The sequence below is a fragment of the Crassaminicella profunda genome (assembly GCF_019884785.1).
In the GTDB taxonomy this organism is placed as follows: domain Bacteria; phylum Bacillota; class Clostridia; order Peptostreptococcales; family Thermotaleaceae; genus Crassaminicella; species Crassaminicella profunda.
The window spans coordinates 4500801-4520454 of the sequence record NZ_CP082326.1; the positions used below are offsets into that span (position 1 = coordinate 4500801).

General features: G+C 31.6%; 24 protein-coding genes. 14 read left to right on the forward strand and 10 right to left on the reverse strand.

What is annotated here, in order from left to right; genetic code table 11:
* Positions 1 to 552 precede the first annotated feature (552 nt).
* The 12 genes from K7H06_RS20720 (at position 553) to K7H06_RS20775 (ending at position 10403) form a co-directional block, all read left to right on the forward strand.
* Positions 553 to 1167, forward strand: a complete 615-nt coding sequence (locus K7H06_RS20720) for an HD-GYP domain-containing protein (protein ID WP_223037891.1) — start codon at positions 553 to 555, stop codon at positions 1165 to 1167.
* 18 nt (positions 1168 to 1185) lie between these two features.
* Positions 1186 to 1665 (forward strand): transcriptional repressor, encoded by a 480-nt coding sequence (locus K7H06_RS20725; protein ID WP_223037892.1) that lies wholly within the window; start codon positions 1186 to 1188, stop codon positions 1663 to 1665.
* A gap of 41 nt (positions 1666 to 1706) precedes the next feature.
* Positions 1707 to 1928: a FeoA family protein gene (locus K7H06_RS20730; protein WP_223037893.1), complete on the forward strand. Its 222-nt coding sequence runs from the start codon at positions 1707 to 1709 to the stop codon at positions 1926 to 1928.
* A 28-nt stretch (positions 1929 to 1956) separates the two neighbouring features.
* The gene (locus K7H06_RS20735) at positions 1957 to 2181 is read left to right on the forward strand and encodes a FeoA family protein (protein WP_223037894.1); all 225 of its coding nucleotides are present in this window, start codon (positions 1957 to 1959) and stop codon (positions 2179 to 2181) included.
* A gap of 90 nt (positions 2182 to 2271) precedes the next feature.
* Positions 2272 to 4311 (forward strand): ferrous iron transport protein B, encoded by a 2040-nt coding sequence (feoB, locus tag K7H06_RS20740; RefSeq protein WP_223037895.1) that lies wholly within the window; start codon positions 2272 to 2274, stop codon positions 4309 to 4311.
* Positions 4312 to 4323: 12 nt separating this feature from the next.
* On the forward strand, positions 4324 to 4479 hold the full coding sequence (locus tag K7H06_RS20745) for a DUF1206 domain-containing protein (protein WP_223037896.1): 156 nt from the start codon (positions 4324 to 4326) through the stop codon (positions 4477 to 4479).
* A 388-nt stretch (positions 4480 to 4867) separates the two neighbouring features.
* Positions 4868 to 5245, forward strand: a complete 378-nt coding sequence (locus K7H06_RS20750) for a metal-dependent transcriptional regulator (RefSeq protein ID WP_223037897.1) — start codon at positions 4868 to 4870, stop codon at positions 5243 to 5245.
* Between the two features lie 31 nt (positions 5246 to 5276).
* Complete coding sequence (locus K7H06_RS20755) at positions 5277 to 5561, forward strand: FeoA family protein (protein ID WP_246637591.1); 285 nt, start codon at positions 5277 to 5279, stop codon at positions 5559 to 5561.
* Positions 5562 to 5713: 152 nt separating this feature from the next.
* Complete coding sequence (gene feoB / locus K7H06_RS20760; protein WP_223037898.1) at positions 5714 to 7714, forward strand: ferrous iron transporter B; 2001 nt, start codon at positions 5714 to 5716, stop codon at positions 7712 to 7714.
* 9 nt (positions 7715 to 7723) lie between these two features.
* Entirely contained in the window at positions 7724 to 7882 is a 159-nt protein-coding gene (locus tag K7H06_RS20765; RefSeq protein ID WP_223037899.1) for a FeoB-associated Cys-rich membrane protein, read from the forward strand.
* 112 nt (positions 7883 to 7994) lie between these two features.
* A complete protein-coding gene (locus K7H06_RS20770; protein WP_223037900.1) occupies positions 7995 to 9026 on the forward strand; it encodes a dipeptidase in 1032 nt (343 codons plus the stop codon).
* 255 nt (positions 9027 to 9281) lie between these two features.
* Entirely contained in the window at positions 9282 to 10403 is a 1122-nt protein-coding gene (locus tag K7H06_RS20775; protein WP_223037901.1) for a YibE/F family protein, read from the forward strand.
* Between the two features lie 28 nt (positions 10404 to 10431).
* On the opposite strand, the gene K7H06_RS20780 is transcribed toward K7H06_RS20775, so the two are convergent.
* Complete coding sequence (locus K7H06_RS20780) at positions 10432 to 10596, reverse strand: hypothetical protein (protein WP_223037902.1); 165 nt, start codon at positions 10594 to 10596, stop codon at positions 10432 to 10434.
* Positions 10597 to 10825: 229 nt separating this feature from the next.
* Here K7H06_RS20780 and K7H06_RS20785 point away from each other — a divergent pair, with 229 nt between their 5' ends.
* Positions 10826 to 12316: a hypothetical protein gene (locus K7H06_RS20785; protein ID WP_223037903.1), complete on the forward strand. Its 1491-nt coding sequence runs from the start codon at positions 10826 to 10828 to the stop codon at positions 12314 to 12316.
* Positions 12317 to 12363: 47 nt separating this feature from the next.
* Here the strand turns inward: K7H06_RS20785 and K7H06_RS20790 are convergent, their stop codons facing one another.
* Entirely contained in the window at positions 12364 to 12534 is a 171-nt protein-coding gene (locus K7H06_RS20790) for an aspartyl-phosphate phosphatase Spo0E family protein (RefSeq protein ID WP_223037904.1), read from the reverse strand.
* A gap of 257 nt (positions 12535 to 12791) precedes the next feature.
* Between K7H06_RS20790 and K7H06_RS20795 the strand changes: the two genes are divergently transcribed.
* Positions 12792 to 12983 (forward strand): cold-inducible protein YdjO-related protein, encoded by a 192-nt coding sequence (locus K7H06_RS20795; protein ID WP_223037905.1) that lies wholly within the window; start codon positions 12792 to 12794, stop codon positions 12981 to 12983.
* An 18-nt stretch (positions 12984 to 13001) separates the two neighbouring features.
* Here K7H06_RS20795 and K7H06_RS20800 read toward each other — a convergent pair whose 3' ends face one another.
* From K7H06_RS20800 to K7H06_RS20835, 8 genes are all read right to left on the reverse strand, one after another.
* On the reverse strand, positions 13002 to 13796 hold the full coding sequence (locus K7H06_RS20800; RefSeq protein WP_223037906.1) for a type II secretion system F family protein: 795 nt from the start codon (positions 13794 to 13796) through the stop codon (positions 13002 to 13004).
* A 102-nt stretch (positions 13797 to 13898) separates the two neighbouring features.
* Positions 13899 to 14861, reverse strand: coding sequence for a type II secretion system F family protein (locus K7H06_RS20805; protein WP_223037907.1), 963 nt, complete (start codon positions 14859 to 14861; stop codon positions 13899 to 13901).
* Positions 14858 to 16282, reverse strand: a complete 1425-nt coding sequence (locus K7H06_RS20810; protein ID WP_223037908.1) for a TadA family conjugal transfer-associated ATPase — start codon at positions 16280 to 16282, stop codon at positions 14858 to 14860. The genes K7H06_RS20805 and K7H06_RS20810 overlap by 4 nt, the downstream gene beginning before the upstream one ends.
* 13 nt (positions 16283 to 16295) lie before the next feature.
* The gene (locus K7H06_RS20815) at positions 16296 to 17051 is read right to left on the reverse strand and encodes a CpaE/TadZ family protein (protein ID WP_223037909.1); all 756 of its coding nucleotides are present in this window, start codon (positions 17049 to 17051) and stop codon (positions 16296 to 16298) included.
* A gap of 13 nt (positions 17052 to 17064) precedes the next feature.
* Positions 17065 to 17730, reverse strand: a complete 666-nt coding sequence (gene cpaB / locus K7H06_RS20820) for a Flp pilus assembly protein CpaB (RefSeq protein ID WP_223037910.1) — start codon at positions 17728 to 17730, stop codon at positions 17065 to 17067.
* A gap of 8 nt (positions 17731 to 17738) precedes the next feature.
* Entirely contained in the window at positions 17739 to 18656 is a 918-nt protein-coding gene (locus tag K7H06_RS20825) for a pilus assembly protein TadG-related protein (protein ID WP_223037911.1), read from the reverse strand.
* A gap of 11 nt (positions 18657 to 18667) precedes the next feature.
* A complete protein-coding gene (locus K7H06_RS20830; RefSeq protein WP_223037912.1) occupies positions 18668 to 19051 on the reverse strand; it encodes a TadE/TadG family type IV pilus assembly protein in 384 nt (127 codons plus the stop codon).
* Complete coding sequence (locus tag K7H06_RS20835; RefSeq protein ID WP_223037913.1) at positions 19045 to 19566, reverse strand: A24 family peptidase; 522 nt, start codon at positions 19564 to 19566, stop codon at positions 19045 to 19047. Before K7H06_RS20835 ends, K7H06_RS20830 begins: the two co-directional genes overlap by 7 nt.
* Positions 19567 to 19654: the final 88 nt, after the last annotated feature.

A 19654-nucleotide genomic window follows, 5' to 3' on the forward strand; every position in this document is an offset into this window, starting at 1 on the left:
AAGCATTTTTATAATAGAATCGAACTGTTTGCAAGGTGATATAAATATAAAATAAATGAAATACAGGATAAAAAAAACCTTTTGATAAATATAAAAAAATAGTTAAAAATAGGCCATCTATAAAAGATAAGCATAAATTTGGATTGAAGTGATGGATATTTTGAAAATATGCTTTTCGAATAAAATAGATTACTAACATAGCTAAATAGAAGCCGTAAATAAATAAAAATTTTTTTATAGGAAGTAATAAACTATTTAGAGGAAAGTGTTGAAAAGTTAAAATACTAAGTAGTAGTAAGATTAATTGTATACCTAGATAAAGCTCTTCTAACATTTTCATTCTAGAATTGTGAATATCTAACATGGGAAAATCAATCTCCTTTATCAAACAAATGAAAATAATTATCATTTATATTGTAGAATACCCTATTATGCCTGTCAAGAGAAAAAGATGACTCCCCAAATTTTAAAATTTATTTTACAGCAAAAGAATATTATGGTAGTATAAATGAGAATGAATATCGTTGATGATAACGGAGGGAGGCTAAGGAAATGGCATTGGCCTTTAAAAAAATCCATATGGAAATAATTCAAAAACAATTAAGAAGTAGTAGAATACAAAATAAATTTAGGATTCAAACGATTATACGTATGCTAGAAGAAAAAGATGGGTTTACCAAAAATCATTCATTGATGGTCGGAAGTTATGCAAAAATATTTGGACAGAAATTAGGGCTTTCTTCAGAGGATATACAAGAATTAGAATATGCAGGAATTATTCATGATATAGGCAAAATAACTATTCCAGATAGAATATTATTAAAACAGTCAAAGCTTACTAAGGATGAGTATGAAATCATTAAAAAACATCCTTTTGAGGGATATAAAATTTTAAAGGAAATGAAAGCACCAAAGAATCTTTTACATTATGTTTTGTACCATCATGAAAGAGCAGATGGTAAGGGATATCCTTCAGGGTTAAAAGAAAAAGAAATTCCTTATAAAGTAAGGTTATTTAGTATTTGTGATGCCTATGAAGCTATGACTGGAGATCGTCCATATAGGGATATCTTATCTAAGGAAGAAGCATTAAAACGGCTAAAAATAGGAGCAGGTAGCCAATTTGATCAAAAATTAGTAGATTCATTTATAAGATTATGTTTGTAAGAGAGGAACATAATAAATATGAAAGTGGAAAATAAGTTGTCTAAAAATCAGTTAATTGTTTATCAAATATTTCAAGAAAATATATGTAAAAAGTTAAACATAAAAGAAATTATGGCATTGATTTATGAAAAAAATAAAAAAATAAGTCAAAGAACAGTATATAGAATTCTTGATGCTTTAATGAATATAGGTAAAATTTATTGTAGTGATATGTATAAGGGAATGAGGAGTTTTGAATTAATCGAAAAGAATCATTGTTTGTTGATTTGTAAAGAATGCAAAGCTACAAAGATCATCAATATAGGAAAACAATTTAAATTAGACCAAACACATATAAAAAACAAAAATATTAAAATTACTGGTGGATGGATAAAATTTTATGGATTATGTAAAAAATGCATGGAAAAAAATTCAAAAGTAATTGACAATTATAATCAATTAGCATATAATATCGTCGAAAATGATAATTATAATCAACTAATAAATCGAAATGATTGAAAAAAGTTTTATATTGATTATATTAGATAGGAGGGTGTTATATGCCATTATCTATGGTAAATCCAGGGCAAGATGCTATTTTAAATGCGATTAATTGGGGGCCAAAGTTAAAGAAAAAACTACAGGATATGGGTTTAACTCGAGGGGTTAAAATTAATGTTATATCTAATAATACGAATGGAGCCTTTATTGTAAATGTAAGGGGGTCTAGGTTAGTTTTAGGTGGTGTGGTTACACAGCAAATTATGGTAGATATAGCATAATACATATTTGAAAGGGGAAGAAAATAGAATGGGAAGAACATTAAAAGAATTACAGCCAAAGACAGGCGGAAAGATTATTAAAATACAAGGAACGGGTGCTGTAAAAAGAAGATTGATGGATATGGGTGTTGTTAGAGGAACAGAAATTTATATAGAAAAAAAAGCACCCTTAGGAGATCCCATCGAGGTAAAAGTAAAAGGATATAATCTTACTTTAAGAAAAGAAGATGCTGAAAAAATTATTGTAGAGTAGTTTGAGAAGACTTTGAAAATAAATTTCAAGGTCAATAATTTTGCATAAATATTGAGAATGATTTACATATTCAAATAAGGAGGAATATCAATGTTGAGAAATATAACCATTGCGTTGGCGGGAAACCCCAATAGTGGTAAAACTACATTGTTTAATGCTTTTACTGGTGCTAGGCATTCTGTAGGAAATTGGCCTGGTGTTACAGTAGAAAAGAAAGAAGGAAAGCTACACCATAAAAACAACGAAATGATAGCAGTGGATTTACCAGGAACATATAGCTTATCACCCTATTCATTAGAGGAAAAAATTTCAAGAAAGTATATTGTGGATGAATCGCCTGATGTAGTTGTAAATATTGTAGATGCTTCTAATATTGAAAGAAACTTATATTTATCTATGCAGCTTATTGAGCTAGGAAAACCTGTTGTAATTGCTTTAAATATGTTAGACGTAGCACAAAGAAGAGGGCATAAGATTGATCATGAGAAGCTATCAAAGCTTTTAGGAGTACCAGTAGTCCCTATTATAGCAACACAAAAGAAGGGAATAGAAAAATTATTAGATACAGCTTTAGAAGTTGCTCATGGAAAAATAAAATATAATCCAAACCAAGTAGATTATGGAAAAGATGTAGAGAAAAAAATTAAAGAAACAATAGAAATGTTAAAAGGACATGTAGATATTTCGAAATTTAATCTAAGATGGTTAGCATTAAAGGTTATTGAAGAAGATGAAGAGATTTTAAATGAATTGAATCTTACACCACAGGTGGAAAATGATGAAATAGCAGTAACGGATGAATTTTCACTAGAAGATGACTATGAAAGCTTAGTTGCAGGTAGAAGATATACTTATATTACAAGTATTATTTCAAAAACGGTGAAAAAACCGAAGGATGAAGGATTAAATACATCTGATAAAATTGATAAAGTGCTTACAAATAAATGGTTAGGGCTTCCTATATTTGCGGGACTTATGTATATTGTATTTTGGTTTACCTTCAACATTGGAAATATTTTCTTAGATCAAATTGATGGATGGTTTGGTACTTTTGGAGAAACCGTAGGAGCTTCTTTAGAAGGAGCTGTAGCACCTTGGTTACAATCATTAATTGTTGATGGTATTATAGGTGGAGTTGGTGGGGTGTTAACATTTGTACCCAATATTGTATTTTTATTTATTGCTATTTCAATCCTTGAAGATAGTGGATATATGGCGAGAGTAGCATTTATTATGGATAGAGCCATGAGGAAGATTGGACTTAGCGGTAAGGCATTTATTCCAATGCTTATGGGATTTGGTTGTTCTGTTCCAGCTGTAATGGGAACGAGAACTCTTGAAAATGAAAATGATCGTTTGGCATCTATACTTGTAGTGCCATTTATGTCTTGTGGGGCAAGAGCACCTATTTATATTTTATTTGCAGGCGTGTTTTTTCCAGGATATGAAAGTATTGTTACATTCTCCTTGTATGTTTTAGGAATCGTTGTAGCTATTATGTGTGCATTGATTTTCAAGAAAACTTTATTTAAAGGAGAACAAAGCCCTTTTGTTATGGAGATTCCACCATACAAATTCCCCACTTTAGGAGGGACAGGAATTGCTGTATGGGAAAAAGCAAAAGGATATATTTTAAGAGCGGGTACAATTATCTTTGCAGCATCTGTGTTGATTTGGTTTATATTAGGATTTAATTTCTCAGGACAAGTAGAGATGGTAGATAGTATTGGAGCAAGTATTGGTAAAATAGCAGCACCAATCTTTAGACCATTAGGATTTGGGTCTTGGCAAGCAGCTTTATCTCTTATTACTGGGCTTATGGCAAAAGAAGTAGTTGTAAGTAGTATGGCAGTGATCTATGGATTAGGAGAGGCTGTAGGAGAAGCTGCTATGGAGGGAGATGTTTTAGGCTTTGCAGGGGCGTTAAAAACTGCTGGATTTACAAGCCTTAGTGCATTATCTTTTATGGTATTCTCACTATTATATATACCGTGTCTAGCAGTAATTGGTGTAATTAAGAGAGAAACAAATTCATGGAAATGGACAGGATTTTCCGTTGGCTATACTTTTGTTGTTGCATGGGTAGTTTCATTCCTTGTATATCAAGTAGGCGGATTATTAGGATTTTAAGGAGATGATTTTGTGGGGAATTTACTTACGTGGGTTCTTGGAGTAGGAATCATTGGTTTGGGTGTATATTGTTTGATAAAAGGTATAAAAAAAGAAGTTAATGGAACAGGATGCAGTAGCTGTAAAGGTTGTAGTTATCACAGTTGTTCATCTAGAAAAGAAGGATAAATATAAAAACTTCCTTTGAGTTTTCTCAAGGGAAGTTTTTATTATTCACAGGAGATTGTTGGAAAGTATTAAAACTAAATGCAGTAGTAAATAAGTTATTGTAAAAAGTGAATGGAAAAAAATATAAAAACCATTGACAATTATAATCAATTGGCATATAATATCGTTGAAACTGATAATTATAATCAACTAGTGAATATGAACAAATGAAAAAAAGTTACATTGATAAATATAAGTTGAAATAATGAATCAATTGTGGAAAGCGATAAAAGTAGTAATAGTTTCTTGACAAAGCCTCTCTACAAGTATAGAATACATTTGTTAACTAAGGTTAACTTTATAGTTTTCTTGTAATATCAGATGATGTATATGATATATGGGAGGAAAAATGAAGTATAATGAATCAGTTGAAATGTATTTAGAAACGATCTATATATTAGAAAAAGAGCATGGTCATGCTCATGGCGTGGATATTGCTGAAGCTTTGGGGGTTTCAAAAGCAAGTGTGTCAAAAGCTATGGGACAGTTAAAATCTCGAGATTTAGTATATAAGGAAACTTATGGAAGTGTTACCCTTACGCAAAAGGGTAGGGAGATTTCCGAAAGAATATACTATAATCATAAGTTAATTACTGATTTTCTTGAGCATTCCCTGGGATTGACACTAGCTGAAGCATCTGAGAATGCTTGTAAGATGGAACATGTTGTCAGTGACAGCCTGCTTCATGCAATAGAAGCATATTTTAAAAAATATCGTAAAGATTAAAAAGTGATATATATATAAAGGAGGTATATATATGGCTAGTACTTTAGTAGGTAGAATGATGAATGGAATTCATGAAGTTGAAAAGGTTAAGGGTGGTCTGGTGAGAAAGCTATCAGAAGCGAAAGTGGATGTAGAATATACAATAAAAAGAATTGAAACAGATGATGAGGAGCTAAAAAGTTTTTTATTTACGCTAGGTTGTTACGAAGGTGAAAAATTAACAGTAATATCCATATTGGGTGAAAACTATGTTATATCTGTAAAAGATGCAAGATACAGTATGAATTTGGAATTGGCAGAAGCTATAATTATATAATGATTATTGGAAGCTATAGAGATATAGCTTTTCAATTGGCCAATAAGTTAACTTGGGTTAACTTTGATATTTAATTTCATATATAATAAATTATTAATTTGTACTTATTTTAAGTTAGCGGTGCTGACGAAATAAGATTTAGGAGGGAAATTATGAAAATAGCACTAACAGGGAATCCTAACAGTGGTAAAACCACAATGTTCAACGCCATAACAGGTAAGATTGAACGTGTGGGTAACTGGGCGGGTGTTACTATTGAGAAAAAAGAAGGCAATATCAAAAAGAATTTGAACAAGACTGGTGTGGAGATTACAGCGGTTGACCTTCCAGGTGCATATTCTATGTCACCATTTACATCTGAGGAATCAATAACTCGCCATTTCGTTAAAAATGAAAATCCAGATGTAATCATCAATATTGTAGATGCAACAAACTTAAGTAGAAGTTTATTTTTCACAACACAACTTCTAGAATTAGGTATTCCTGTAGTTGTAGCTCTTAACAAGAGTGATTTAAATGAGAAAAAGAAAACAGCAATTAATGTAACTGGACTAAGTAAAGCTTTAGGCTGTCCTGTTATCAAAACTGTATCAACTAAATCAGGTAATAATGGTTTAGAAGCATTAATTTCAAAAGCAGTAGAAGTTAAAGGTAAAGGTCAAACAGCTCCGTACAATAGCAAAGGTATTGACCTTACAAATGCTAAAGCGGTGGAAATCTCTGATAAAAAGCGTTATGAGTTTGTTAATAGTATTGTTTCAAAAATTGAAGATCGTAAGGTAAGTAGTAATCGTCAAACAAGGCAAGATGATGCGGATAGAATTTTGGCTAATAAATGGTTAGGAATTCCAATATTTGCTTTAATTATGTGGGCTGTATTCTCTATTTCACAAGAATCTTTAGGACCCTTGTTGGCAGATACATTTGTTGGTTGGATTGATGGTATATACGCATGGGCCGAAGGTATGCTTGGTGAAGGCGTATCGCCGGTGCTTAGTTCACTGCTATTAGACGGTATTATTGGTGGTGTGGGTGCTGTAGTTGGATTCTTACCACTGATCATGGTATTATTCTTTTTATTAGCGTTACTTGAAGATTGTGGTTACATGGCACGTGTTGCTGTAGTAATGGATCGTTTCTTTAATCGTGTAGGTTTGTCAGGTAAATCAATTATCCCTATGGTTATTGGGACTGGTTGTGCCATTCCTGGGATTATGGCAACTAGAACCATTAAGAATGAAAGACAAAGAAGAACTACTGCAATGTTGACTCCGTTCATGCCTTGTGGTGCGAAGTTACCAATTATTGCATTATTCGCAGGGGTGTTCTTTGACGATGCAGCATGGGTTGGTACAACAATGTACTTTGTTGGTATAGCTCTTATTATTCTTGGTGCGTTAATTGTAGTAAGAATTACTGGTGAGAAAAACGCAAGATCATTTTTTATTATGGAACTACCAGAATATAGATTCCCAAGTATCAAAAGAGCTACAATTTCAATGTTCTCTAGAGCAAAAGCATTCATTATTAAAGCGGGTACGATTATACTTCTTTGTAATGCAGCAGTGCAAGTTATGCAAACATTTAACTGGCAATTTGAAGTTGTTGCAGAAAATGCACAAAATACAAGCATTTTAGCTAGTATTGCATCACCATTTGCTGTTTTATTAATTCCATTAGGCTTTGGCGTATGGCAGCTTGCAGCAGCAGCTATTACTGGTTTTATTGCAAAAGAGAATGTTGTTGGGACTTTGGCTGTAGTTTACTCTATTACTAACTTTATCGATCCTGAAGAATTTGAGTTATTATCAGGAGGGTCAGATGTTGCAAGTATTATGGGGTTAACTTCAGTGGCTGCTTTAGCGTATCTTATGTTTAACTTGTTTACACCTCCTTGTTTTGCAGCTATTGGTGCAATGAACTCAGAAATGGAAAATAAAAAATGGCTTTGGGGTGCAATTTCATTCCAATTCGGAATGGGTTATGTGGTAGCATTTTTAGTTTATCAAATTGGTACGTTAGTAACAACAGGTTCTGTAGGTGCTGGTTTTATCCCTGGACTTGTGGTTGTTGTAGCATTGGTGGGATATACTGTTCACCTTGTGAAAAAAGGGAATCAAAAAGCAGCGCAGAAGTTGAAAGCGGCTGCATAGGAGAAAATTATGACAAATATAATTGTTGGAGTGGTAATATTATCAATTATTGGTTTATCTATTGCAAAGATTATTAGAGAAAAGCAAAAAGGTGTTAAGTGCATTGGTTGTCCATATGCTGAATCCAATAATAAAAAAGGCAATTGTAGTTGTAATATAGAAAAATAAATCGGTAATATTTAAAAACCTGAGGAGATTTTCCCTCAGGTTTTTTGTTAAAATAAAAGTATAGAAAAAGAATAAGATAAAAATAAGAAGGATTTATAAGGGGGAGAAGAATATGGATTTATTAAAGACGACTGACCAGATACATAAGAAATTTCCTATTGTGGATGCCCATTCAGACATTTTATTTGATGTGGTAAGACAAAGGCAATTAGGACGTAAAAGGGTAATAGAGACAGATTATTTACCTCAGTTTATAAGGGGAGGCGTAAATATTATTGTAGCATCTTTATTTATTGATGATATGTTTATTCCTGAAATGTCTTTAAGAAGAGCATTAGACCAGATTGGTAGTTTATATATGGAAATAGATGAGTCAAAGGATAAAATCATGCTTTGTAAAAGCTATAAAGATATTGAAAAAGTAATGAATGATAATAAAATAGCTATCCTATTGTCATTTGAAGGGGTAGAACCTCTATATAATGATTTAAATCTTTTAAAGGTTTTTTATGAGCTAGGGGTAAGACTCGTAGGTCTTTCTTGGAGCAGAAGAAACTATGCAGCAGATGGATGTTATTTTACTCCTATGAAAGAGGGAAAAAAAGGAGGTCTTACAGCTTTTGGAGTAGCCCTTATAGAGATGGCAGAAAGTTTAGGGATGTTTATGGATGTAAGCCATTTAAATGATGAAGGATTTTGGGATGTTTTAGAAGTTACTAAAAAACCTATTATTGCCTCTCATTCTAATTGTAGAAACTTGGTACCTGTTATGAGAAATCTTACAGATGAACAGATTAAAGCTATTGCAAAAAGACAAGGTGTTATAGGAATGAATATTGCAAATAAATTTGTTGCCAATGAGGGGGATTTGGCAAATACAGAGAGATTAGTAGATCATATTGACTACATTGTAAATTTAGTAGGGATCAATCATGTGGGGTTTGGATTTGATTTTTGTGATCAATTAAGAAAGTATGATTTGCCAAAGCCTAATCCTTCAGATAATAAATTTTTTGATACATTAAGTGGACATGGTAAGATTAAAAATATCACAAAGGAATTAATAAACCGAGGATATAAAGAAGAGGATATAAAACTAATTTTAGGAGGTAATTTTTTAAGGGTTTATAAGGAGTTATTGTAAAAAAAACAGATACTTTATGAATATTGTAAATAAAGAATTTGAAAATGAAAGAGATGATTTCATCAAAGCATGAGTGCTATAATATATACAATATGGTTATAAGTATGGACTAAATTTATGAGAAAAAGTAAATAGTAGAGTTGTATATAAAGTACTGAACAAAAAATCCTTCAATAACAATAAGATAGGAGTATAGTTTTCAAAAATTATAAAAAATGGTATACTAGGGACAAAAAGAATAGCCTGGAGGAAGATATGAAGAAAATATTATGGACAACAATTTTGTTGATTCTTCTATGCTCTTTCAATGTTTATGGAGAGCCAGAAGATGATTTGAATACTTATGAGGATTTTAAAAGTTACACAGAAACTGGATTGATTCTAGAAGCTGGAGAAGTAAAAGTAAGTCAAGAATATGAAGGGTTTACAGAAAAAAATCAATATGTAAAGTTGCAAGTTACTAGTGGAAAATATAAAGGGAAGGTTTTTGAAATAGACCATAATATACCAGATAATTATACCTATGCCATTGAGGTAAAAAAAGGAGATCAGGTGGTTATTAATATTGATGAATATACAGATGGCATGTTAGATGTGGCTGTAACAGATTATAAGCGACAACATTATGTAATCTATTTATATATATTGCTTCTTGTGTTGATTATAATTGTTGGAAAAACAAAGGGAGTAAAGGCTGTAATTACCCTTTCTCTTACTATGTTTGCTATTTTAAAAATTCTTTTACCTGCTATGTTAAAAGGAATGAATCCTATTCCTATAACCATTGCAATCTCTATTGTCATAACAATTATTACTATGTTTGTTATTGGAGGGTTTAATTATAAAAGTACTGCAGGGATTATTGGAACCAGTGGAGGTGTAATCATTGCAGGACTTATTGCTTATTATATTGGAAGTAAGGTGAAATTAACAGGCCTTAGCAGTGAAGAAGCAGTAATGCTTTTAAATATTCCACAAAAGATAAACTTTGATTTTAAAAGTCTTTTGTTTTCAGGGATTATCATGGGGGCATTAGGAGCAGTAATGGATGTAGGAATGTCTATTTCTTCTGCTATGGAGGAGATTCATAATGCCAATCCATCTCTTACAAAGAAAGAACTATTCTCTGCAGGAATGAATGTGGGAACGGATGTTATGGGAACCATGACAAATACCCTTATCCTTGCTTATACAGGAAGTTCAATTCCATTACTTTTGCTGTTTATGGCTCATGAAACATCTATTGTTAAAATACTTAATTTAGATATTATTGCTACAGAGGTGATCAGGTCACTAGCAGGAAGTATTGGATTAGTAATGACTATTCCATTAACAGCTTTTGTTGCAAGTATATTAATGAAAAAGAATAAAAAATAAGGGTGCTGCTTAGCAGCATCCTTATTTTTTATTGATAAAATACACCAAATACAGCCACTAAATTTAAAAAGAAGAAAAGAAAAGTTGTAGGATGTGTATGACAATAAGGTGTATCTTTTAATATGAGGATAATTGCTAAAAAGAAAAATAGAAGACTGTCTCTAGAACAGTGATATTCATATGTGTTTGTCATTCATCAATAGACCTCCTTTTAAAAATGGATTGTAAAGATTACCTTTATATATCATATGAGCGAGTCCTTTATATTGGCACTGAAAAATAAATTGTGTAAGACTCGTATTAGAAATTATTAAGACTGTTTTAGTCTCTTTTGTTTTTTATATAAATAAAAGGAAATTTTATATTTTTGTCGAATATGGTAAAATATGCTTAAAGATCAAAATATAAGGTGGGTCATGCCAATGAATCGTTCATATGTGGATAAATTTAATATTCTTCAAACATTGGAGACCAATGTCAATCAAAAAATTTTGATAGGATCAATGAATGATTATCCAGAGGAACTAGTGATCATCAATATATTACATAATATAAAAAGTACAAGAACAAACATAGGAAAGTTAAAAAAGGCATGCAAAACTTTACAGCATATAGAAAAACTAGAGCAGTCTCTTGTTATTGTTACGAAAAGCCAAGAAGGGATACCTTTAGAGGCCTATCTTGAAGAGGAAAATCTAACTATAGAAAGTCGATTGAGTATGGTTTTTCAGTATTTAAAAAACATTAAAAGATATGATGTACTTGATCATGGATTTAAAAGTATTTTAATCAATGAATCTCAACTTGTTATGCAGAAAGGAAAATTAGCATTTAATGAACTACTTATTGCAGAGGAGAATTTTATAAATACCAATGATTTTGAAGAAGTTTCAAAGAAAGTGGGTAGAGTAGTAAAGAAAATACTTTCGTATCATATATTGGATGATTTTGATGAAAAAAATGTATCTCCTAATCTATTGAAATTTGTTGAAGAACTTAAAAATGGTAAAAAAGAATATAAAAATTTAGAAGAGATTTATAATGCTTTTAAAGGGGTATATCTATATAATGACAATACAGGAAATAGTAAAGGCAATCAAAGAAAGAGATTAAAGAAATTCTCTAAATTTGCTATAGGGTTAATTCTTGTAGGAATTAGTGTTTTTGGATGTATAAGTTTTATGCATAAAGGACTTGCAAATAGGAATATTAACAATATACCTACTGCATACTTTGAAAAAATAAAAATGAAAAATCAGTGGCAATTTATTAATAAAAGTAAAGATATAGAAGAGATGAAGCAGTCTATTTGGATAGTAAAAAAAGGAAATGAAACGATTAAGACATCTGATAAAAAGGACTTAATGGTAGATTTTGAAAAAGCTGGTGAATATAATATTGCGTTAAAAGTACAAAATCAAAATAATAAATGGAGTAAAGAATATATTGAAAAAGTTAAGATTACAACCCTTAAAGAAAATAAAAAAACAGAAGAAAATATAGATATTCCTTCAGATGAAAAATTAGAATACTTGACTATGGTATATGAAGATGAAAATATTATGAAGGATTATGATTTATTTAGAAATGGAGAATATTCTATAAAGGTTACAAACACAAAAGATAAACGGAATAATATTATGATTAAAAATTTAAACTTAGATGGACCGAAATTTATGTCTATGTGGTTGATGTCTGATGCTACTGAGCCTATAAAAATAAGAATAGAAGAGTATAAAGATGGAAATATCCGGCTTGCAAAATCAATAGCTTATCAACCTAGTAAGAGTAATACGTGGGATTTACTGAATATTGATGAAAATATGGAGCAAGTAGATGAAGTGAAAATTATTATATTAAATGATGCATCAACAGTATGGATAGATGATATAGCATTTGAGGGTTATAAATAAATGATTGAAAACAAAATAAAAATTTTGTAAAAAAAAAAGGATAGCTTTTATGCTATCTGTTTTTTTACAATCATATCATATTCATTTAAGGCTTTATCTAATTCTTGACTGACAAATACGACTTCTGCTGCAACCAAGTTTTTATTTTGTCTGATTAAATCATACAAATATCGTCTTAAATCTTCTATTTTTCTCCTCATTTCTTTTGTTTCTCCCATATTCCCATCTCTTTCCCTTTAAAATGACATTCTACCAAATATAGTACATAATCAAACAAAAATTATTAATATCTACTATATATATGATACTATATTTTTTGTATTTTGTAAATATTTTCAAAAAAATATTCTATTATAAGTATTTTTATTGTTGATTGCTGTTTATATGTGAAAATAGTCATTACTAACTTTTTCCTGTATTGTAATGATTGTTTTAGGGACATAATATATCCATATCTATAGAGAGGAGCTATATCATGTTCATAAAAAGAAAACAAGAAGAAACACCAGAAAAAGTATACGAATTAAAGGCAGTAGAAATATGGCAATGTCCTGAGTGTATTGGATGGATGCAAAAAGAATTTAGTACTGCAGAAAATCCTGTATGTCCATTTTGTTCAAGTAGTATGGTAGCAGGAGTGAGAGAAATGAATGTGATAGTAGAATAGCCGCCCTAAATACAGCGGCTATTTTTTAAATGTATTAATAAATTGAATAACTGCAGGGCCTAAAAGAACAATAAAAAGACTAGGGAAAATGAAAAAAACAAGAGGAAATAACATTTTTATAGGTGCTTTCATAGCTTGTTCCTCTGCTCTTTGTTTTCTTTTCTGTCTTATTTCGTGGGATTGAATACGGAGAATCTGAACCGTACTGATTCCAAGTTTTTCAGCTTGTAATATACTGTTGATTAAAACATTCATTTCATCTAAGGGGAGTCTTTCTGTAATTTCTTTTAGGGCTATTCTTCTTGGCTTTCCTAGACGGATTTCTTCTAAGCAGCGGTGAAATTCATCTGCAATAATTCCGTTGTTTCGAGAAATCAATTTGTGCAGGGCTAAATCAAAACCAAGACCTGCTTCGAGACTTACCGTAAGAAGGTCTACTATATCAGGAAGTTCTTTTAAGGCACGCTTGCTTCTTTTTTTTGTTTTTTGTAATAAATATAATGTAGGAAGAAATGCGGCAAAAACAACACTAAAAATAACAAGAAAAAAAATCATTGAGATAGAAATACTTAAAAGGCTTCCGTAGATCATAAATAATATGGGAAATAGAATGATCAATATGATTTGGACTAGACGAAAATCAACGGGGGTCATGTCAAAAGGACTTCCTGCTTGAAGGATTTTCATTTCTAGCTTATCATGTTTTTCTCCAGAAAATTTCTTTCGAAACCTTCCCTTGTATTTTTTTAAGGTTGGAGATAAGACTCTTTTTGCAAAGGAAAGGTGATTTTCTTTATCTTGATCTTTGATCAAGGAAACTCTCTGCTTTTTTCTTTCTTTTTTTTTATCAATAAGAGAAAAAAATAGGAGGATGAGTAAGGTAATGCTGCAGAAAAAAGTGATATACATCATGGTCTACACCTCGATTTTTGTTATTTTTTGTACCAAAATAAAACCAATGATTGCTGAAAATATTCCCATTCCAACCATAATAAGTCCAATTCTTTGGGTAAATAAAATAGTGATATATTTTGGGTTAATAAAATAAATGGCAAAGCTTAGAAGAATAGGGAGAAGGCCTATGATCATTCCAGACATTCTTCCTTGGGCTGTAAGGGTCATGACTTGGCGCTGAATCATATTCCGATCACGAATGGTCTGTACAATAATCTCTAGTACAGTAGCCAAGTTTCCTCCAACTTGTCTTTGAATCAAAATTGCTTGAATCATTAGCTCAAGGTCTCCACTAGGCATTCTTTCTTGAAAATGATATAAAGCTTCTTCAATATTTCCACCATACTGCATTTCTTTCAATAAAAGAGTTATTTCTTCTTTAATAGGAGAATCTGACTCTTCTACAACAGATTTTAAGGATTGAGGAAAACTAAAGCCTGCTCTTAAGGAACCCACAATAATAGTAATCATATCAGGAAGACCTTCGTTAAATTTTAAGAGACGATGATGAAACTTTCTTTTTATGAGTAGTTTTGGGAAAATATAGCCACAAACTCCTCCTATTATAAAAAACAAGATATTCTTTGAAAAGATATACAACAAACTTCCAAAGAATACACTACCCATCCATCTAAATAAAACAAATTCTTCTGGCTTAAGGGGAACCCCTGCTCTATTTAGGAGGGTTTCTAGCTTTTTAGTAGATTTTATGGAAGGAAGATGCTTTTTAATTTTTCGATTCATCATTTGTATTTGTACCAATAGATTGAAGTTTTTCTTTTCTAATATTTTTTCATTGTCCTCTAATAAATAATATTGAACTCTTTTTTCAAAGCGCTTTTGGGAAAAAAATAAACGATTTAATAGGATTGAAAAAACAATAAATGATGTAACAAGGAAAAACGATAGTATTACCCATTTCATAGATTCCAATCCTCCTCTTCCATAAATACAGTTGTTGGAATATGAATACCGCTGGTAGTCAGATTTTCATAAAATTTAGGACGAATACCTGTAGGGATTAATTTACCAATGATTTTCCCTTGTTCATCTACCCCCTGTTGTTTGAAGATAAAGATATCTTGAAGCACGATAACATCTCCTTCAAGACCTTGGACTTCTGTAATATTGGTGATTTTTCTTGATCCATCCTTTAGCCTTGATTGTTGAACGATTAAGTCAATAGCACTTCCAATCTGTTCTCTTATTGCTTTTATGGGAAGTTCCATTCCAGCCATCAAAACCATTGTTTCTAAACGAGAAATCATATCCCTTGGGCTATTAGAGTGTCCTGTAGCCAATGAGCCATCATGCCCTGTATTCATTGCCTGAAGCATATCTAGTGCTTCTCCACCACGGACCTCTCCTACAACAATTCTTTCAGGTCTCATACGCAAGGAGTTTCGAACTAAGTCACGAATGGTAATGGCTCCTTTTCCTTCTATGTTTGGAGGGCGAGATTCTAAGGAGACTACGTGATCCTGCCAGAGCTGAAGTTCTGCTGCATCTTCTATGGTAATGATTCTTTCGTCATTAGGAATAAATGAAGAGAGAACGTTTAGGGTTGTTGTTTTTCCTGAGCCTGTTCCTCCGCTGATAAATACATTGAGCCTTGCTTTTACACAGGCTTCTAAAAATACAGCCATTTCTTGGGATAAGGTATTAAAACCAATTAGGTCTTCTATCGTAAAAGGATCCTTTGAAAATTTACGAATGGTTATAGTAGGCCCATTTAATGCTAATGGAGGAATAATCGCATTTACACGAGAACCATCAGGAAGTCTTGCATCTACCATAGGGCTGCTTTCATCGATTCGGCGTCCTAGGGGTGCAACAATTTTTTCTATAATATGCATCACGTGTTCATTATCTTGAAAACTTATATCTGTTAGTTCTAATTTACCTTTTCTTTCCGCATATACTCTAAAAGGGCCATTGACCATAACTTCTGTAACCTCTGAATCTAATAATAAAGGGTTGATAGGACCGTAACCTGTAAGATTATTGATTAATTCGGTTACAATTTTCTTTCGATTAACCTTTCCTAAAAAGGATTCATCATCTTTTATGATTTCAATAGCCATTTCATCGATTCTTTCAATAATATTTTCTATAGAATCTTTTTCTATTTCTTTTAAAACCTGCTTATGAAGATGTTTTTTAAATGCTTCATTTTTATCTGTAGTTGGAATAGGTTCTTTTTGTTTATTCTTAATAGCATTGTTTTCATGAGGAATAGATATGGGATTTTGTTTCGTCTTCACTATATTTTCTATGGACATTTTTTTATCAGAAGGGGAAGTATTCCCGCCGTTTTTATTTTTTAACTTGGATAGAAGGCTCATGGATATCTCTCCTTTATAAATCTTTTGAAAGAAGATTAGCAATGTGAAAAATAGATTTTGTAAGTTCTGCTCTTCGATAGTGCATGACAAAAGGCATTCCTATGTTGATAGATTTTGATACAATTTCAAAATGATTAGGAATATAAAGTAAAGATTCTTCCTCTAGGATTTTAGGAACATCAGTTGCTTTTAGAAGACTTTTCATAGTAGAGCGGTTGACTACAATCTTTACTTTTTTATCTAAATCTAAAGCATAAAGTACAGATAGTATGGACTTTGTATTTTTTAAAGAGGTCATTTCTAAATCTGTCATAAGGATAATTGTATCTGCTTTTTCGATAAAATACAGGTTATGTTCAGGCAGTCCTGCATTTGTATCTACGAGTAGATAATCACAACGATTCAGCAAAGAAGTACAAACCTTATCAAGAGCATCTAAAGTGATTAAATCAGCATATTCAGGACTTGGGGGTGAAGGTAAGACGCTAACGCCACTTTCATGACGAGTAAGATAAGAGGTAAGAAGATTTTCATCTAAGTCTTCAATTTTTTCTACTGCATCTTTTATGGTAAACATAGGTTTAAGATCCATGACCAAATGAATGTTTCCAAACTGAAAGCAGCTATCTAAAATAGATGTTTTAAATTTTTTTTTAGACAAAGCAACGGAAAGATTTGCTGTTAGTACAGTTTTTCCTATTCCTCCCTTTGCACTGCAAATGACGATCATTTTTCCTCTGTTTGTTATAATATTTTGTTTCTTGGTCATGGGGGGGCCTCCTTTAATGAATTTTACTATGAAGAATGAGATGAATATTTCCTCTTTCTGAAGCATTGACTAATTTTACTGCATCATTTTGTGTTAATTCTAATGTAACAGAGCTGTACTCTACATAAGGATCTTCTTTTGTAGATTCAATCATTCTTCTTCCAACAGATAAAACACGGACTTGTTGGAGGATGAGTTCTGTCCTGATAAGTTTTTGTTTGTTTATTTCTTTTATTTCTTCGCTGAATACTACATCTACTATGTCCTCTGGTTCAATTAAATTTGTAACAGATTGAACCATATTGACACCTACAGATACAGCCCGATATCCTTTTCTAATTTTTTTAGCAACCAATAGTGTTTCTTCTGATTGTTTTTGAAGGCGATGTTTAAGAATAGGTTCTCCCTTTACTATATCAGCTGTTAAAATCTGATTTTCTATTTCTGAAAAGCTTTTTACTGATTGTGGAGGAATACTCTTTTGTGGAATGTCTTTTAAGGTGACCATTTGTTTTGAAATTTTTTGGTTTTTATGGATATTTTGTTGAGCAACAAGAATCGTTGCCATTTTATGATTAGATAATTTTTCTTTATTGAGTGTTTCTACATAGTTATAGAATAAAAAAGTAGTAATCAGTCCCATAATGATTGCAAGGAATAGTATTAATTTTGACTTCATTTTTTCACCTACTTTGTTAGTTTTACAGTGTATGCTCCATTATTTATGTTATTTTCATCTCCAAAGCCTGTACCTACTCTTTCTATGAACATACCAGTTACAGATGTATCATAAATAGTCATTGGTTCTAGAATGTAAAAGTATGCAAATCCAGTAACTTTAACTATTTTTAATTGATTAGATGTAAAATTATGGGGAGTATAGACAGGCACTAATAGGATTCTAGAACAATCTCTATGATGAAGATCTCCTATTTGATGAGTACAAGCATTGATCCGTTCATTAATAACAGTTCTTGTTTTTCCTGCAATATTTCCAGTTTGTGTCTCAATCATGTCTCCAACTTTAATTTCACCACTATAACCATTTCTAAGGTTATCCTCATAAGTTTTAGCTCCTGGTCCTTCTAATGCTAAAATACCAAAATTTCCAGCACTCACTTCTGTTTGATCTACTTTTAATTTATAAGATTTATAGAATTCTAATGGAATGGAATCATCAATTCCCAAAGGGGCTGCTCCTCTTCCTCGTCCCATTGAAACTACCTTTGCAGTTGCCCGTACCTCTACAGGGGTCTTTTCAAAACCAAATAGACTTAAAAAGGATAAAGTAACAGTTTTTTTTAAGTGTAGGGTTACTTTATTGTTCATCTCTATGGTGAGCGTATCTAAGCTATTTTGTTCATCATGTTCATAAAGAATTGTATCTACAATGTTTGTGATGGTTGTTTCATTGTTAAAAAGTTCTTGAGCTCCAGATAATACAGCAGCATTGGCTGTTTTTTGTAAATGAACCTTTGTTACGAATAAAGTTCCACCATCTAAAGCGATACCAATCATTCCAAGAATTATAACTAATAATAAAGAGAAAAAAACTAGGGTACTTCCTCTTTGTTCAGAAAATAAATTTTTTATTTTTGGGTTCATTGTATCCCACCTTATTCTATACGGATTGTAGAATCTGTAATAACCCTATACGGAGATGGAAATAGGGTTGAAAGGAAAGGGGTAACATATGTAATAGGATATTCTAAGGTCACTGTAATATAATCTCCTGATTTTCTTTGTAAGGTATTGGGAGAAATTTGAATCTGCAAAAGATTTACGTCTCCAACATGTAAATTATTTTGAGCAAACTGGGTAATTGTGTCATCGGATTCTCCAAGGCCTCCCATCCTTACTGCTTCTTGTGTGATGAGATTGAGATGCATATAGGTATACATAATCCTTCCAAAGTCAAAAGTGGCACATATTAAAAGGAGTAAAATAGGTAAAATTAATGCAAATTCTACAAGGGATTGACCCTTCTCATTTTTTACCATAGATGTAATCCCCCTTCTAAAAGGAGATTGATGATAGCTCCTGTTGCAATGGCTGTGCCATAGGGATATGTGTTGGAGAGATCATTATTATTGATAAGTGAAGGTAATCTTATACCATATTTTAAGTTGTAAATATAATAATACAAAGATTTAAGGGTAGTGTGTAGTTGTTTTTGAAAAATTAGTAATATAAATGCCATTAGGCCCCCTGCGATTGCCATATATATGCTTGAATGCAAAACAAAGTAAGAACCTTTAAGGGCACCTATTAAAGCAAGGAGCTTTACATCTCCTGCTCCCATACCACCTAGAAGATAGGGGACAAAAAGAATTAAAAAACCAACAAAAAAACCAATAACAGAAGAAAATAAATCTTTAGATCCACCCAATAAAAGATGTGATAAAAAAGCAATTATAAGAGTTGGGAATATGACTTTGTTATAGATTTTTCTTTCCCTTATATCTGTAATCACACAGATAACTAAGAGCATAACTAATAAAAAATTAAACCACATACTACCACCCTTCTTTCTTCAAAATCATCATAAGTAAGTTTTTAAATTTCGTTGGCCATAGGAGCATAGAGAATAGCATAATGCGAAT

What these genes read in the sequence shown, in the direction of transcription:
- K7H06_RS20720 (WP_223037891.1), top strand. Translation starts at nt 553, where the DNA reads ATGGCATTGGCCTTTAAAAAAATCCATATGGAAATAATTCAAAAACAA.
- K7H06_RS20725 (WP_223037892.1), top strand. Translation starts at nt 1,186, where the DNA reads ATGAAAGTGGAAAATAAGTTGTCTAAAAATCAGTTAATTGTTTATCAA.
- K7H06_RS20730 (WP_223037893.1), top strand. Translation starts at nt 1,707, where the DNA reads ATGCCATTATCTATGGTAAATCCAGGGCAAGATGCTATTTTAAATGCG.
- K7H06_RS20735 (WP_223037894.1), top strand. Translation starts at nt 1,957, where the DNA reads ATGGGAAGAACATTAAAAGAATTACAGCCAAAGACAGGCGGAAAGATT.
- feoB (WP_223037895.1), top strand. Translation starts at nt 2,272, where the DNA reads ATGTTGAGAAATATAACCATTGCGTTGGCGGGAAACCCCAATAGTGGT.
- K7H06_RS20750 (WP_223037897.1), top strand. Translation starts at nt 4,868, where the DNA reads ATGAAGTATAATGAATCAGTTGAAATGTATTTAGAAACGATCTATATA.
- K7H06_RS20755 (WP_246637591.1), top strand. Translation starts at nt 5,277, where the DNA reads ATGGCTAGTACTTTAGTAGGTAGAATGATGAATGGAATTCATGAAGTT.
- feoB (WP_223037898.1), top strand. Translation starts at nt 5,714, where the DNA reads ATGAAAATAGCACTAACAGGGAATCCTAACAGTGGTAAAACCACAATG.
- K7H06_RS20765 (WP_223037899.1), top strand. Translation starts at nt 7,724, where the DNA reads ATGACAAATATAATTGTTGGAGTGGTAATATTATCAATTATTGGTTTA.
- K7H06_RS20770 (WP_223037900.1), top strand. Translation starts at nt 7,995, where the DNA reads ATGGATTTATTAAAGACGACTGACCAGATACATAAGAAATTTCCTATT.
- K7H06_RS20775 (WP_223037901.1), top strand. Translation starts at nt 9,282, where the DNA reads ATGAAGAAAATATTATGGACAACAATTTTGTTGATTCTTCTATGCTCT.
- K7H06_RS20780 (WP_223037902.1), bottom strand. Translation starts at nt 10,596, where the DNA reads ATGACAAACACATATGAATATCACTGTTCTAGAGACAGTCTTCTATTT.
- K7H06_RS20785 (WP_223037903.1), top strand. Translation starts at nt 10,826, where the DNA reads ATGAATCGTTCATATGTGGATAAATTTAATATTCTTCAAACATTGGAG.
- K7H06_RS20790 (WP_223037904.1), bottom strand. Translation starts at nt 12,534, where the DNA reads ATGGGAGAAACAAAAGAAATGAGGAGAAAAATAGAAGATTTAAGACGA.
- K7H06_RS20795 (WP_223037905.1), top strand. Translation starts at nt 12,792, where the DNA reads ATGTTCATAAAAAGAAAACAAGAAGAAACACCAGAAAAAGTATACGAA.
- K7H06_RS20805 (WP_223037907.1), bottom strand. Translation starts at nt 14,861, where the DNA reads ATGAAATGGGTAATACTATCGTTTTTCCTTGTTACATCATTTATTGTT.
- K7H06_RS20810 (WP_223037908.1), bottom strand. Translation starts at nt 16,282, where the DNA reads ATGAGCCTTCTATCCAAGTTAAAAAATAAAAACGGCGGGAATACTTCC.
- K7H06_RS20815 (WP_223037909.1), bottom strand. Translation starts at nt 17,051, where the DNA reads ATGACCAAGAAACAAAATATTATAACAAACAGAGGAAAAATGATCGTC.
- cpaB (WP_223037910.1), bottom strand. Translation starts at nt 17,730, where the DNA reads ATGAAGTCAAAATTAATACTATTCCTTGCAATCATTATGGGACTGATT.
- K7H06_RS20825 (WP_223037911.1), bottom strand. Translation starts at nt 18,656, where the DNA reads ATGAACCCAAAAATAAAAAATTTATTTTCTGAACAAAGAGGAAGTACC.
- K7H06_RS20830 (WP_223037912.1), bottom strand. Translation starts at nt 19,051, where the DNA reads ATGGTAAAAAATGAGAAGGGTCAATCCCTTGTAGAATTTGCATTAATT.
- K7H06_RS20835 (WP_223037913.1), bottom strand. Translation starts at nt 19,566, where the DNA reads ATGTGGTTTAATTTTTTATTAGTTATGCTCTTAGTTATCTGTGTGATT.